This window comes from Petrotoga mexicana DSM 14811 (assembly GCF_002895565.1).
Taxonomy (GTDB): Bacteria; Thermotogota; Thermotogae; order Petrotogales; family Petrotogaceae; genus Petrotoga; species Petrotoga mexicana.
Window position 1 is genome coordinate 19,498 of sequence record NZ_AZRN01000004.1, and the last position, 14,373, is coordinate 33,870.

Sequence of the window (14,373 nt, forward strand, 5' to 3'; positions counted from 1 at the left end):
TGCCTATTTTGTTTTAAAATTTTTATCTAAAATAATATGCAACGAGAAACCTACAAAGTAACTCAAACTGTAAAGTATGTTTATAGGGGTTCTATATTTTAAATTAAGTAAGTAAATGAGGAAAGAGAGTATAGCACCCGTTAAAAATGAATGCCACAATCCCCTATGTTTGGATAGTTTGTTAAAAATTATTCCTAAAAGTAATCCAACTAAAGTACCTATAACTATCAAAATAAAATTCGAAAGGTTATAAGAAAAAGGTAGATACTCTTTATACAAGAAATCATATTCAAAGAGATAGTATACACTTCCAAAGATTAAAAACAACCTCAATAACCTGTTTATGAAAGAGCTTTGGTGGTCGATGTCGGGGAAATCACTCCCGAGAACAAAGAGAAAATAGGAAATCACGATCTCAGTGGAAACATAATAAACCTCGTAAAACAAATGGCTATAAACAAAATTGAACACTAAAAAAAATACAGGAAATCCAAAAATACCGCTTAATATGTGAGTTTTAAAATTAGGCATTGTTTATATCTCTTATTTGCTCCTTTTCATCAAATGCTAACACTTCTATAGGAAGCCTTTTTGTCCAAACTTCTATAATCCCGCCATTTTTAATATCTTTATAAAAAAGGACTTTTGGATCAAAAAAACTAATCGTTTTAGAAAGTGTTTTTAAAATGGGCCTGTTGTATTTCTTCAGTTGATTTAATGTTTTGGTGGGTAACTTATCTGCTATTAAAGAATTGGCTCCTCCTTCAAACAAAAAATCAAAATAATCAGATATTTCTGTGATATTGATGTTTTTTATTTCACCGTGCGCCAAATTAAAAGTTCCGCAAGTGACAAATTCTCCGACAAATTTATATAAAGGCACCCCTTCCAATTGATAGTACTTTTCAAGCCTTTTTAAAGCCTCAGGGGTAACAAATATAATTTTTCCTGTGTACAGAACATTGTCACCATTTTTTAACTTTTTCAACGTTTCCAAAGAAACAGGATAATTTATGTTAAGCAAAACACATTAGCCTCCTTATTGTTTCCCTACATTTGATTGTAATCAGTTGAGAACACATAAGTTTTCAAGTATCAAATTTGTACGTATTTACTAACTATTTCATATGTTAATGTTTTAAGAGAAATAACAAAATCCACATTCTCAATAACAACACGATCATCAGAGTTCAAAGTCACTGGAGCAAAATTCAATATCCCTTTTACACCAGCTTCTATCAATATATTTGCAACCTCTTGAGCCACACTTGAAGGAACAGTTAATATAGCTATTTCAAAACCAAGATCATTGTTTTTATTTTTTAACTCTTTAATATGTTTTATTGGAACACCGGGTAACAAAATAGAATTAATTTTTCTTTTATCTACATCGTACGCTGCAACTATTTTAAACTTGTATTTTTCTAATTCAGGATAATGAGAAATAGCTCTGCCAAGATTTCCCACCCCTATAATTGCAACATTCCAAATTCTTTCTGTTCCTAAAATCTTTTGAATCTTTAAACACAGATTTTCAACATCGTATCCTACGCCTCTTTTCCCAAACTCTCCAAAATAAGATAAATCTTTTCTAACCTGAGAAGCCTTTATATTAAGAGCCTCAGCAATCTCATGAGAAGAGGTTTTTGGCGTCCCTTCCTCTCGTAACTCTTTTAAAAGTCTGTGGTACATTGCTAGCCTTTTTATTGTGGGTTTAGGCACTTTGGGTGATTTCATATTTATGAAAAAGTTCTCACCAACGTGTTAGCAATTGTTTATTTACAATGTGGTGAAAAACTTTTTTTCACCTCCTATTTGTTATTTCTTATTTGACCACTATGTTTATAATTTTTCTTGGAACATAAATAATCTTTTGTATCTTTTTACCAGAGATATATTTTTGAACTTTATCATTTTCTAAGGCATAACTTTTTACTTCATCTTCGTTGAAATTAACATCAATCGTTATCTGAGCTCTCAATTTCCCATTTATTTGTACCGCTAAAGTAATTTCTTCTGCTTTTAAAGCATCTTTATCGATCTTTGGCCAACTTGCTTTAAATATAAAATCATCTTTTCCTAAATTCTTCCATAATTCTTCGCTTATGTGGGGTGCAATAGGAGATAACATCAATACAAAATCTTCAGAAAATTCTTTTAGTAAGTTGAGGTTCCAATCTTTTTCATCTGTATTGTTAAGATAAGAAGTTAATTCATTCAAAAGTTCCATAAGAGAACTTACTGCAGTGTTAAATTGAAAATTGCCTTCTATATCGCTCGTTATTTTCTCAATAGTTTGATGCAATTTTCTTCTTAAATCCTTTTCAGATTTATTTTTCAAAAGATAATTCGGCTTATTTTCAAGATGATTTATTTTATCCTGTATTTTCATGTACGTATTCCAAACCCTATTTAAGAATCTGTATGCTCCTTCTATACCTGAATCATTCCATTCAGCATCCCTTTCGGGAGGAGCCATAAAAAGAATGTAAGTTCTTAGGGCATCAGTGCCATATTTTTCGATCATTTCTTCAGGAGACACAACGTTACCTTTTGATTTAGACATCTTAGCCCCGTTCCTGTATATCATACCTTGAGTGAAAAGATTTTTGAAGGGCTCATCAAAGCTAATATAACCAAGATCTTTCAATACTTTGGTTATGAACCTTGAATAAAGTAAGTGTAATATTGCATGTTCGACTCCGCCTATATACTGATCTACAGGTAACCAATTATCTACATCCTCTTTATTGAAAGGTTTGTCTTCTAACTTTGGATTCACATATCTTATATAGTACCACGAACTATCCACAAAGGTATCCATTGTATCAACTTCTCTTTTAGCTTTTCCACCACATTTTGGACATGTTGTTTCTTTAAAATCGGGATGATCGATCAAAGGACTTTTACCGGTTGGTTCAAATTCAACATCCCTAGGAAGTTTTACGGGCAAATCATTTTCAGGCACAGGAACAACCCCACATTTTTCACAATATACGATAGGAATCGGAGCTCCCCAATACCTTTGCCTTGATATAAGCCAATCTCTCAATTTGTACTGGGTGACAACTTTTCCGATATTTTTATCTTCTAACCACTGAGAGATTTTCTTAATTGCTGTTTGGTTGTTTAAACCTGTAAATTCTCCAGAATTTACCAAAATTCCTTCACCAACGTAGGCTTTTTCTAGAATTTCTTCAGTTAACGTGTCATCTTCAGGTGTAATAACAATTCTTATGGGAAGTTCGTATTTTTTCGCAAATTCAAAGTCTCTTTGATCATGTGCAGGAACAGCCATAATTGCTCCAGTACCGTATTCGTACAAGATATAATTCGCTACGTAAACAGGGATCTTTTCTCCATTCACAGGATTTATCGCGTAACTTCCAGTGAAAACTCCTTCCTTTTCAGCTCCTTCAGCGGTTCTTTTAAACCTATCTTGCAAGCTCATTTTTTGCAAAAATCGATTGACTTTTTCACTATATTCTGGAGTTGTTAATTCCTCTACAAGAGGGGATTCGGGAGCCAATGCCATAAAGGTAACTCCCCACAAGGTGTCAGGTCTGGTAGTAAAAACTCTCAAGCTTCCTTTGCCATTATCAAGCTTAAATTCTACTTCTGCTCCCACACTTTTACCTATCCAATTTTTCTGCATTGTTTTGACATTCTCAGGCCATCCACTCAATTTTTCTAAATCATTTAGCAACTTTTCAGCGTAGTCAGTTATTTTGAAATACCATTGCTCTAACTGTTTAATTTCCACAACGGTCCCACATCTTTCACATTTTCCGTTAACAACTTGTTCATTTGCAAGAACCGTTTTGCAGTTTGGACACCAATTAACAGGTGCTTTTTTCTTGTAGGCTAACCCATTTTTATACAATTGTAAAAAAATCCATTGTGTCCATTTGTAGTAATCTTCCTTACATGTTATAACTTCTCTGTCCCAATTATAACTAATACCTAACTTTTTAATTTGATTTCTGATGATATTGATGTTTTGCATGGTCCAATCTTCAGGATGAATGTTCCCTTTTTCTATCGCAGCATTTTCTGCAGGAAGCCCAAACGCATCAAAACCAAAGGGATGCAAGACGCTATACCCTCTCATTCTCTTGTATCGAGCTATAACGTCACCAATAACATAGTTTTTTACATGACCAACATGGAGGGTCCCTGACGGATAAGGAAACATTACCAAATCATAATATTTTTTTGGGTACTCATCATTCGACACTTTAAAAGCATCTTTTTCTTGCCAGTTTCTTTGCCATTTTTTCTCTATCTCTTGTGGGTTGTAAGTTTTTTCCATCTATAGTCATTCCTCCATTATTATAAGTATTCTTTTGTTAATTATACCACAATTGACTATTTTCCTGTAACCGTTGGAATATAGAGATTTAAATCTTTCATTATGCTCGATATTTCTTTGTCAGGATGTTTAATAAGTCTGTACTGACCAGGTTCTTTTATTAGAAAAAAGGTATTTTCAGGGACTCCACTCTTAAATGAAGCGTTAAAAGGAAGTGTGTAGGTATATTGAGTTTCTATGGAAGGCTCTTTAAAAAAATAAAATTTGTATGGATTCAAGCCTGGCTTTAAATTTCCTTGGAAGATGTATCTACCTTCTGGATTTCTAAACGCCACCCATACATCGGAGGAACCTATAATATATATCTGAATGTAGCCAGCGCCTGATGGTTCGTCTAAATTAGTGATAATTTTATCCAGGTCGTTTAGGTTTTTTTCTAAAAAATTGTTTGAAACTATGAATTTTTCAACCACACCATCTGGCTCAAAATATTTATTGAGGTTTGAGATCTCCTTTTCTTGAGCCTCCAATTTTTCGTTCACCGTTGAATTTAATCGATTGAATTGACTTTGAAGATCCTTCCTAAGTTCTATTACCCTAATCTCCGTGACAATGGATAAAACTATTGCTATTAAACTTACAACAAAGATAGTTATCTTAAATCTCATACTTCCCTCCAAACATCTCCACTATATTATTGTATTCATCTATATTTCTTGCAAAAACTTTTTTTATCTTTTGGATGGTATTATCTACTTTTTTTGTATTTATTTTCATTTTATCACCTATTTCTTGATATGAGTATCCATCTATCCATAATTCAACAATTCCCCTTTCGTTGCATTCGAGTTGTTCAAGACTCTTTGATAAAAAATATTCCTTGAGAAAATCCTTCTTTTCAGTATCAACACTTTCTATATAATAATCGGCGTTTTCTGTAAATTCGTCGTCCGTGTTTTCCATACTTACAGCTTCTGTTAAAACTTTATGTTTATTTCTATTCAAGTAGGTGACAAAAGACTTGATCTCCGAAGAGATATTCATATAGGCAAAACTTGAAAATTTAGCGTTTGCATCTTTTCTGAAATTATATACCGCTTGAATTAAACCCACCAAACCTATTTGTAAAAAGTCTTCGAATTCCAACCATGTTCCATAATATTTCCCAACAATAGATTTCACCATAGGTTCAAACTTTTCAAGAATTATGCCTAGGGCTTGGTTGTCCCCTATTTGTGCAAGTTCTATAAGTTTATCCAGATTCATTCCCCTTAGCCTATAGATATGCCTACTCATATTGCTCCTCACAGTTACTAGATATTTACTATCTTTAAACAATCTGAAAGATTCATAGTTTGAGTCCCTTTGCTTATTACACTATAAAATTCAACTCTATTGATTCTTTTCTATTATACTACATTCAGCAAAATACTTTCAAAAAAAGGGCGCTAAGCGCCCTTTTTTAATGATTGTATACACCATTGTTTTTAAAACCCTATTGCAAAACTTGATTTGAACGTAAACCCGTTCAAATCGAAAATTTTTTCAAGATCCTTTGCCGTAAGAGATAACTCCGTTCTACTTTCAATAATTCTGCTATCTATTCCAAAACCTAAAAATGTGTTCCAGTAACCATAATATTTTTCAATACCAACTGTCAACGGGATAAAATTGAAAAGAGAAGTTTTAGCTTGCACACCCCAGTCAATTTCCTGATCTTCCACATAGAACTCCCCGTATGGAATGATATCGAGGAAGACTACTGGTATCCTAAAGAATCCGGTAACACTCATTGGATAAGCATATTCTTCATTTACATCTTGAACTTCCATAGGTGTTGAACTACTGGAATCTTCACCAAAAATACTAATCGTTTCTTGATAGGGAATCTTGTAAGACACCTTTGCAGGTTTAACAGGTATGTTTTTTACTGCGATTCCCACAACAGGATTTTTAATCTCACCAAAGGTTACACCTGCATCTATGGAATGTCCTGCATCGGTTAAAAATTTATCTGTTACGGAGTTAATGGATATATTTTCAAGCTCATCACTGTCAAAAGGAGAATACAAGTCAACGTTCATGTTCAACTGGGCCGTTGTTGTTCCTTCATCTGTATCCGTGGAAAATTCGTATTCAATATTTGATTCTTCGGTATAGACTATGGGCAAGAACAAGTTGTAAACCAAACCAACCGACATACCATCGAAATTATAAGAAGCGTACGCCCCTGCTTTAAAAGATGTATTCAAGTTAAATGACATCGTACCTTCGTTGGTTGTATCTATTTCATTACCATTGGCGATAAGATCTATCAAATCGTTTGGTACCGTTAAATCACTTTTTAAATAACCATTGAGTACAACCCCAAGACCCAGATCAAAGATATTTACTACAAAGTGTCCTTCAACGTTATCTTTTGTTATAAAGGATAAATTAGTTCCATCTAAAGAGGTATATACTTCGTCGAAATCAATGGTGAACTTTGTAGCGGTCAATATGGGTAAAAGGTCTGCTACTTTGTAAGCGTTTTGATAAATCATAATATCGGGAGAAAGCTCGATTTCAAAATAATTTCTTTTGCCTATCGACTCTAACAAAACGGGATTCAAACTACTATCAAAAGATCTCAATCCTTCTGAAAAAATGATCATAGAAAACGAAGAAACTATTAGCAATATAATAAACAATTTTTTCATAGTCATCCCCTCCTTATTGTGCCCTTAAAGGATTCGATATTGGTATTGTTATGTCTGTATCAAGATCCAACCAAAGGCTAAGATCTAAATTACCATTCATATTCAATGAATAAGTTTCCGTTCCCGTTTCCGGTTTTGGCAGTATTACGGTGAACATCAAATTAAAAGGAACCGTATCTTTCATATCTTCGATAAAGCCTGTTAAATTAAATTCAACAGTTTTATCTTCACCGACTGATATTTCCTTCGTAACAGCTCCTGAGGCAGTAGCTTGATTCTTTTCAACATTCCACCCTTGAACTTCCATCTTTAAGGGCAATCCTGTCGTGTTGTCGTAATTCATGTGAAGTACTAATGATTCTATCCCATCGAGTATATTGTTCCAATCATCAGCAGACTCTTCATCTCTACCAAAGATATCCTCATCCCCTACTTCATCTTCATTTGAATACAATTCTACGTCATCGGTTATTGTGAATTTAAAAGGAAAATCTACTAACAATTTTATTGTTGGAGAAGCATCCGCTGGAAGTGATGAAGTAAATGTGATGGACATAGATTCCAACATCAAATCATTTTCAACATTAAAAAGATCCGCCAAATCAGTTTTAACTCCTGATGTTAATTTTTTAGGGCTACCTCCTGAAGTCAATGTGGCGTCAACCGTTACCCCTGTTGCATTTGTTACTACAAGAGTGGCTGGAAGAGAGTCTAATTTAATATCCTCTAAGATCCCCAAATCACTTTCTGAAAAAGAAGCTAACGGTTCTGGAGAAGTTACAAGAGTGCATTCATCTGTAGGAACTTCACTAAAATTACCGGGAGAGCCAGGGAGCTTAGCCAAAATTTCTGCTCCGTCGAATATTTCTAAATCTACCCCATAAGTCAGGGGATTATCAGACTTTTGTGTGACAGTGGCATCTTCACCAAAACTATCTTCTAAACTACTTTCAATATCTTCTGCATTCACTAAATCGGACATTGTAATACTTTCTGTTGCAATAGGTGCTTGAATAGTTGGATCCGTTTTTAACTCGATCTCTTCAAGTGCACAGGACGTGAACAGAAACATGCTTACAGCTAACAACAAAAATACATAATAAAACCTTTTCATTTTTCTCACCCCCAAATTTATTTTTTTCGCTACCTTTAGAAACTTTGAAACCTGTTTTAGCAGTCTTTCATCTTACAGCCAACCAGAAAGCTTCTATATTTTTTGAAAACCTAAAAATTTCTAATTTATTTAAAACATCAAATTATACCATATTCATCTAAAATTAGATTCTTTTTAAAACTTTTAAAATTAAATTGATAATACATCCCTTTCATTCCAAATAACAAGAAAATGCAAAATAATTTAATTTTTTCGAATACGAGCCTTAATAATAATTAGCTATAATAAAAATACCCATCCCCCCGAAACATCATGATTGATATTTCGGCCCATCCAATGAGGACGCGTTAGCGTCCTCATTGTTCTATTCCCCCCATTTATATTGCCTATGAAAAGTTCGATAAAAGTCTATTTCTTACCTCTTCTCTACCACCCAAGTATTTTATATCTCCAGGCTCAGGGACTTCTTCAATACTCCATGGACCAAATTTGATTCTTTTCAATTCTATAACTTTATAACCTAAAGCCTTTATCATGAGTTTTATCTGCCTTTTTTTCCCTTCGTTTAAACTGATTTGTAAAAGTGCTTGATCTTTATCTTTTTTCAAAATTTTCACCTTGGATTTCATCGTTTTATATCCGGTTTCAAGTGTGATACCTTCTTCCAAAGTCCGCAATTCCTTTTTTGAAGGCGTACCTTTCACCAATACTTCGTAAACTTTAGTGACCTTATTTTCAGGTCTTAACAAATAATTGGCTAAGTCACCATCGTTTGTCAGAAGCAAAAGGCCGCTTGAATCGTAGTCAAGCCTGCCTACGTAAAAAACTCTTTTTTCAATCTTTCCTTTCAGCAAATCATTTATTGTCTTTCTCCCGTACTGGTCTTTGAAAGTACACAAGACTCCTTTGGGTTTGTTTAAAAGGTAATAAACTTTGCTTTCAGCTTTCTTTTGTAGTTCGGAAAGATAATATTTTTTATTGTTAAATTCTATGAAATCATTTTCTTTTAATTCATGCCACGGTTCTTTAACCAATTTACCGTTGACTTTCACGCCTTTAGTTAATATGTGCTCCGAGGAATGTCTTCTACTCAGAGATATTATTTGAAGAGCCTTTTGTAACTTCATTCTTTTTCATTTCCTCCAATTTTTTCAACGTTTTATCCGGTAAGAATTCGTAAAATTTTTCGGTAAGATGGTAGTACGTATGGTTTTTCTTTTTGCTTTTTTTCACCAGATCGTATTCCATTAATTTCTTTAGTTGATAGTAACTATTTTTGCCTCTGATCTTTTCTATCTCGACAACCCTGCTATCTCCATTCATAAATAGTATCGCTAATACTTCGAATTGAGTTTGTGTTAATTCAAATTTTCGAGGATTTGGAAAGATCATAGATTTTATTTCTGGCTTTATTTCAAATCTGTATTTGTTCCCGTTTCTTATCAATTCGACCCCGTGTTGGTCACCGATATAATGTAATTCTATTTCTTCTATGTAATGCCTCAATTCTTCTTCTTTTATCTTTAAACGTTTGGAGATCTCTTTGAAAGATATACCGTTGGGCTTTGAGAATATTAATGCCTCTATCATTCGAATTTCTACATCTATTTTGTCTTTAACCATTCAAATCACTTCCAACATTTTGTGAGCTAAGTTTAATAAAGAGACCTTTTTCATATTTGAAAAAACCACGGTTTACCAAAATTAGGGAAGCTAAAAACATTACTAAAAAATTCATCTTTTTATGTTGGGCATATTCGTAAAGATCTAGAATATTAAATTCATCTTTTTTTTCGAGCATTTCTATTGCATCTTCTATACGATAACTATCTCTGATAATCTCTAGCTTTTTTTGCTTGGTGATGTAATCATCGAAGAACTTTACCAGCTGATTTTCAACGATCTCTTTTTCTATTGACGGCTTATTCTTAATTCCAACAGGCTTTTTCTTATCTTCACCAAAATCCTTTTTTATAACCTCTTGAGCTTTTTTGATAACGTCATAATTTTCAATGGTTTCGTATATGACCTCTCTATGTTTTCTAAATTCTTTATCTTTATTGGAATTAGGAAGTAGCTCTTTGGATTTCAAAAATGTCAAATAAGCCGCCAATTCTAAAAATTCTGCTATGGAGTTTAAGTCGTCAAAATTATCGTTGACGTAATCCACGAATATATCTGAGATGTAACTGACAGATACTTTCCTAACAGGAATCTTTTTCTCTTTTATTAATTCAACAAGTTTAAAAAAAGGACCAGAAAATATGTCTAATTTTATATCAACATAGTTAAAGTTAATTATGAGATCCTCCTTACCACCTTAAATGTAAAGCCTCTCTAACCTCTTGCATAGTTTGGCTGGCAACCTTTCTTGCCTTTTCGTTCCCATCTTCCGCTATTTCTATTGCATCTTCCACAGAAGTAGAAGCTAATTTATCCCACACTGGTTCAAGTCTTTCTTTCATGTTTTTGATCAACAACTTTTTACAGTCAACACACCCGATCCCAGCTGTGGTGCAACCATTCCATACCCAATCTTTTTCATCTTGGGATTTAGTGAATGCTTTATGGTAATCCCAGACGGGGCATTTTTCAGGATTTCCAGGATCTGTTCTTCTTATCCTTGCCGGATCGGTCATCATGGGTAGAATTTTCTCTTTCAACTCTTTCTCGTTAGTTTCTATGTTTATAACGTTCCCATAGCTCTTAGACATCTTCCTTCCATCTGTGCCGGGTAGTTTCGGCACTTTGGAAATGATCGGTTGTGGTTCAGGAAATATTTCTTTGTACTTCATATTAAACTTTCTTGCGATTTCTCGCGTAAATTCTAGATGGTAGATTTGATCTTCCCCAACCGGCACTCTATCCCCTTTATATATCAAAATATCTGCAGCTTGTAAAACAGGATAGCCTAAAAATCCTAAGTTAGTTAAATCCTTAGTGGATATGTTACTTATTTGTTCTTTATAGGTTGGTATTCTTTCTAATCGTGAAACAGACGCTATCATACTAAAAATTAAATAAAGTTCCGCGTGTTCTTTTATGGCTGATTGAACAAATAAAACACTTTTTTTAGGATCCAACCCTACCGCCACATAATGCCTTATTATATCAAAAGTAGAGGGTTGTATTATCTCAGGTGTGTCATAATGAGAGGTCAAAGCATGCCAATCGGCGACGAAGAAAAAATTTTTGTCTGATTTATTTTGAATCTCTACCCAATTTTCTAAAGTTACAAAGTTTCCAATATGTAATTTACCTGTAGCTCTCATTCCACTTAGAATGGTCATCTTTTACCTCCGTTTATTATATATTTTTTTGCTGTCCTTAGCTATTATAGCATAGATTTGACGTTAAGGCGCTTTAAAATTATATAAAGGAGTTATTCTTTTTATAATTTCTACGGTATCTTGTATGTTTTCTTCTATTTCTTTTAGAGACTTATACACCATTGGGGCTTCATCTATCGTTTGAGCATTAACAGAAGTAGAATAAATGCCATTCATCGCTTTTTTGTACTCTTCAATTGTTATTCTTTTCTTAGCTTGTTTCCTACTCATTACCCTTCCCGCACCATGTGGGGCTGAGAAGTTCCAATCAAGATTGCCTTTACCAACACATATCAAACTACCATCTTTCATATTTATAGGGATTATTAATTTTTCACCAAGTTTGGCAGAAACGGCACCTTTTCTCAAGATCATCTTTTCCAGGTCTATATAGTTATGGATGGTAGTGAACCTTTCACTAACGTTCAATTGCATTTGTTGAATGATTATATCAGTTATAGCTTTTCTGTTGAGTAATGCATAATTTTGTGTTATCTTCATATCCCAAAGGTAATCGTTGAACTCTTCCTTTTCCAAATACGCTAAGTGTTTAGGGATGTCTATATTTTTGATTGATCTATTTTTCTTCTTCTTTCTCTTTGAGAGTGGTTGACCCGTTAACATAGAATAAGCCAAATTCTGATAGTATTCAGCAACCTGTTTCCCTAAATACCTACTTCCAGAATGTACAACAATATACAAATTATTTGATTCATCTCTGTCTACCTCAATGAAATGATTTCCTCCGCCTAAGGTACCTATGCTCAGTATCGCTCGTTCTAAATCTATGAATTCTCTACATTTTAATTCTAATATCTGACTTTTTTCGACGTATGGGTGAGGCTTTTTACGAATATTGAAACCAGATGGGATTTCTTTCCTTATTACTTTATCAAGTTTTTCAAAGTTTATCTGTTTTTCCTCAATTTTAACTACTTCTACTCCACAGCCTATGTCGACTCCAACTAAATTAGGAACTATTTTGTCTTTTATGGTCATCGTTGTTCCAATTACACATCCTACCCCCGTATGTGCATCAGGCATTATCCTAATCTTAAGTCCTTTAACGAACTCTTGGTCGCACAGTTCTTTAATTTGTCTTATCGCTTCTTCTTCCAACTCATTTGTAAAAATCTTTGCCTCGTTAAATTGCCCTTTGATTATCATCATGTGTATCATCCTTTCACACGCTTCAACTCTTTTTATATCGTAACCTTTATTACTAAACTTCTTAATTAAATAATATCACAAAAAATTTAAAACACCTTTAGGATACAATAACCTCAATAAAGAACTAATTAAATGAATCAATAGTATGACTGAATTTAATAGTTAAAGTTTTCTTAAGATAAGTCGATAATGAATAGGTAGGAAAGAATACAAAGGAAGTGAAAACAATGGCTAGTAATCCTTATGTTGGTACTTTTCAATTAACCGGCGCCGTTTCGGGAATGGACACACAAGCAATGGTCCAAAAATTAATGGAAGTTGAGCAACAACCTTTAAATAGAGCTCAAGAAAAATTTGATACTCTTACCTACAAACAAAAACTTTGGATGGAAGTAGACAATAAATTGGAGGATTTTTATGATTATCTGATCACTTTCAAATTGAAGAGTACTTTGATTCCAAAAAGTGCCACTTCTTCTGACGAAAGTGTATTAACCGCTACTGCTTCTGCAGATGCTGATAATTCAACTTTTTACTTGAAAGTTAATTCGTTGGCTTCTCCTACTGTTCTTGTAGGTGAGAACATTGATTCAACAATTACAAAAAGTTCAACAATAGGAGAGGTTATAAGTGCAACAGGTGATTCAACTTTTACCATCAAAAAAGGAGAAGATTCTGATACTATAACCGTTTCAGACAGTGAAACAATTCAAAACCTCATAGACAAAATAAACGCTTCAACCTTGGGAGTAGAAGCAAAATTTGATGATGCAAACGGCAAATTTTTCATTGTCAACGAAGAAAATAGGAACGTTGATATTAGCGTAATTGCTGACGCAGGTTCTAACGGTGAAACACTAATTACAAAACTACATTTGAATGGGACTGATACCGTTATGACCTCAGGAAGTTTTGGAGAGGTTGAATTGTCTTTTGATGGAAGTACATCTATCACCACTTATCGCGACTTAACAGAAAACACTTTGAACGTTTTCGGTACTACAATCGATTTAAAGTCAACCTCTAGTAGTTATGTGAAAGTTTCTATTGAACAAGATATAGATAAGAGTGTTGAAAATATAAAGGAATTTGTCGATAAGTACAACGAAACGATTACTTATGTGTATGACTTATTACATGAAGACCAAGTTACCGATAAGCCTACAGAAGAGATGACAGAAGAAGATTATATGAAAGGGATGCTAAAAGGAGATAATAACCTAGAGAAAATATTTTATACTCTAAGAAATATGGTTTACTCACCTGTAGATATAGAACAATCTGGTTCCCAATATAATACTCTTTTTGATATTGGAATAACCTCAGGAGATTTAGGTGCTGGTTATGAAAATACAATGAAAGGCTTATTGAGCGTCGATGAAGATAAACTTAGAGAGGCTTTGAATACTAATTCCGAAGATGTTTGGAAGTTGTTCGCAACAAACGATACAACTAATAAAGAATATGGATATGCTCAATCCGTGCAGAATTATCTGTATGAAGTAACTAAGTTCAATGGCTATATAGATCAAATTGCCGGAACAAACGGCACCATAGGTAACGAGATGCGACGGCTAGCGGATGAAATGACCAACCTATTAGATAGGCTTCAAAGAAAAGAAGCACAATATTATGCACAGTTCTCGGCTATGGAGCAAGCTATCCAACAATTGAACGCACAAGGAATGTACATACAAAATGCTTTTTCTAACCAATAGATAAAACAATAACCGGTACTGTTTTTAAATA

14 protein-coding genes are annotated in these 14,373 nt (G+C 33.7%); 1 reads left to right on the forward strand and 13 read right to left on the reverse strand.

From position 1 onward, the window contains the following. Positions 1 to 3: 3 nt before the first annotated feature. The 13 genes from X927_RS01025 to X927_RS01085 all read right to left on the reverse strand — a co-directional run bounded on the left by X927_RS01025 (position 4) and on the right by X927_RS01085 (position 12,624). The gene (locus X927_RS01025; RefSeq protein WP_103076265.1) at positions 4 to 531 is read right to left on the reverse strand and encodes a metal-dependent hydrolase; all 528 of its coding nucleotides are present in this window, start codon (positions 529 to 531) and stop codon (positions 4 to 6) included. Further along, on the reverse strand, positions 524 to 1,024 hold the full coding sequence (locus X927_RS01030) for a hypothetical protein (RefSeq protein ID WP_103076266.1): 501 nt from the start codon (positions 1,022 to 1,024) through the stop codon (positions 524 to 526). Before X927_RS01030 ends, X927_RS01025 begins: the two co-directional genes overlap by 8 nt. Before the next feature lie 71 nt (positions 1,025 to 1,095). Continuing rightward, positions 1,096 to 1,737 (reverse strand): redox-sensing transcriptional repressor Rex, encoded by a 642-nt coding sequence (locus X927_RS01035; RefSeq protein ID WP_103076267.1) that lies wholly within the window; start codon positions 1,735 to 1,737, stop codon positions 1,096 to 1,098. Between the two features lie 88 nt (positions 1,738 to 1,825). Beyond that, positions 1,826 to 4,312 (reverse strand): leucine--tRNA ligase, encoded by a 2,487-nt coding sequence (leuS, locus tag X927_RS01040; protein ID WP_103076268.1) that lies wholly within the window; start codon positions 4,310 to 4,312, stop codon positions 1,826 to 1,828. Between the two features lie 56 nt (positions 4,313 to 4,368). Beyond that, positions 4,369 to 4,980, reverse strand: a complete 612-nt coding sequence (locus X927_RS01045) for a hypothetical protein (RefSeq protein ID WP_103076269.1) — start codon at positions 4,978 to 4,980, stop codon at positions 4,369 to 4,371. Continuing rightward, positions 4,970 to 5,608, reverse strand: coding sequence for a sigma-70 family RNA polymerase sigma factor (locus tag X927_RS01050; RefSeq protein ID WP_103076270.1), 639 nt, complete (start codon positions 5,606 to 5,608; stop codon positions 4,970 to 4,972). The genes X927_RS01045 and X927_RS01050 overlap by 11 nt, the downstream gene beginning before the upstream one ends. 191 nt (positions 5,609 to 5,799) lie before the next feature. After that, positions 5,800 to 7,011 (reverse strand): hypothetical protein, encoded by a 1,212-nt coding sequence (locus tag X927_RS01055; RefSeq protein ID WP_103076271.1) that lies wholly within the window; start codon positions 7,009 to 7,011, stop codon positions 5,800 to 5,802. Between the two features lie 13 nt (positions 7,012 to 7,024). Continuing rightward, positions 7,025 to 8,125, reverse strand: a complete 1,101-nt coding sequence (locus tag X927_RS01060) for a hypothetical protein (RefSeq protein WP_103076272.1) — start codon at positions 8,123 to 8,125, stop codon at positions 7,025 to 7,027. Between the two features lie 386 nt (positions 8,126 to 8,511). Next, positions 8,512 to 9,252, reverse strand: coding sequence for a pseudouridine synthase (locus X927_RS01065; RefSeq protein ID WP_237729710.1), 741 nt, complete (start codon positions 9,250 to 9,252; stop codon positions 8,512 to 8,514). Beyond that, positions 9,212 to 9,748 carry an SMC-Scp complex subunit ScpB gene (locus tag X927_RS01070; protein WP_103076273.1) on the reverse strand — a complete coding sequence of 179 codons (537 nt, stop codon included), beginning with the start codon at positions 9,746 to 9,748 and terminating at the stop codon, positions 9,212 to 9,214. Before X927_RS01070 ends, X927_RS01065 begins: the two co-directional genes overlap by 41 nt. Beyond that, positions 9,741 to 10,427: a segregation/condensation protein A gene (locus tag X927_RS01075; protein WP_146026557.1), complete on the reverse strand. Its 687-nt coding sequence runs from the start codon at positions 10,425 to 10,427 to the stop codon at positions 9,741 to 9,743. The genes X927_RS01070 and X927_RS01075 overlap by 8 nt, the downstream gene beginning before the upstream one ends. A gap of 10 nt (positions 10,428 to 10,437) precedes the next feature. Beyond that, on the reverse strand, positions 10,438 to 11,415 hold the full coding sequence (gene trpS, locus X927_RS01080; RefSeq protein WP_103076275.1) for a tryptophan--tRNA ligase: 978 nt from the start codon (positions 11,413 to 11,415) through the stop codon (positions 10,438 to 10,440). 63 nt (positions 11,416 to 11,478) lie between these two features. Next, entirely contained in the window at positions 11,479 to 12,624 is a 1,146-nt protein-coding gene (locus tag X927_RS01085) for an RtcB family protein (protein ID WP_103076276.1), read from the reverse strand. A gap of 227 nt (positions 12,625 to 12,851) precedes the next feature. Between X927_RS01085 and fliD the strand changes: the two genes are divergently transcribed. Continuing rightward, on the forward strand, positions 12,852 to 14,342 hold the full coding sequence (fliD, locus tag X927_RS01090) for a flagellar filament capping protein FliD (protein WP_103076277.1): 1,491 nt from the start codon (positions 12,852 to 12,854) through the stop codon (positions 14,340 to 14,342). Positions 14,343 to 14,373 lie beyond the last annotated feature (31 nt).

Excerpts from the sequence above, each read along its gene's own strand:
- X927_RS01070 (WP_103076273.1), bottom strand. The coding sequence starts at position 9,748 with ATGGTTAAAGACAAAATAGATGTAGAAATTCGAATGATAGAGGCATTA.
- X927_RS01085 (WP_103076276.1), bottom strand. The coding sequence starts at position 12,624 with ATGATGATAATCAAAGGGCAATTTAACGAGGCAAAGATTTTTACAAAT.
- X927_RS01025 (WP_103076265.1), bottom strand. The coding sequence starts at position 531 with ATGCCTAATTTTAAAACTCACATATTAAGCGGTATTTTTGGATTTCCT.
- X927_RS01065 (WP_237729710.1), bottom strand. The coding sequence starts at position 9,252 with ATGAAGTTACAAAAGGCTCTTCAAATAATATCTCTGAGTAGAAGACAT.
- fliD (WP_103076277.1), top strand. The coding sequence starts at position 12,852 with ATGGCTAGTAATCCTTATGTTGGTACTTTTCAATTAACCGGCGCCGTT.
- X927_RS01055 (WP_103076271.1), bottom strand. The coding sequence starts at position 7,011 with ATGAAAAAATTGTTTATTATATTGCTAATAGTTTCTTCGTTTTCTATG.
- X927_RS01050 (WP_103076270.1), bottom strand. The coding sequence starts at position 5,608 with ATGAGTAGGCATATCTATAGGCTAAGGGGAATGAATCTGGATAAACTT.
- X927_RS01035 (WP_103076267.1), bottom strand. The coding sequence starts at position 1,737 with ATGAAATCACCCAAAGTGCCTAAACCCACAATAAAAAGGCTAGCAATG.
- X927_RS01060 (WP_103076272.1), bottom strand. The coding sequence starts at position 8,125 with ATGAAAAGGTTTTATTATGTATTTTTGTTGTTAGCTGTAAGCATGTTT.
- leuS (WP_103076268.1), bottom strand. The coding sequence starts at position 4,312 with ATGGAAAAAACTTACAACCCACAAGAGATAGAGAAAAAATGGCAAAGA.
- X927_RS01045 (WP_103076269.1), bottom strand. The coding sequence starts at position 4,980 with ATGAGATTTAAGATAACTATCTTTGTTGTAAGTTTAATAGCAATAGTT.
- trpS (WP_103076275.1), bottom strand. The coding sequence starts at position 11,415 with ATGACCATTCTAAGTGGAATGAGAGCTACAGGTAAATTACATATTGGA.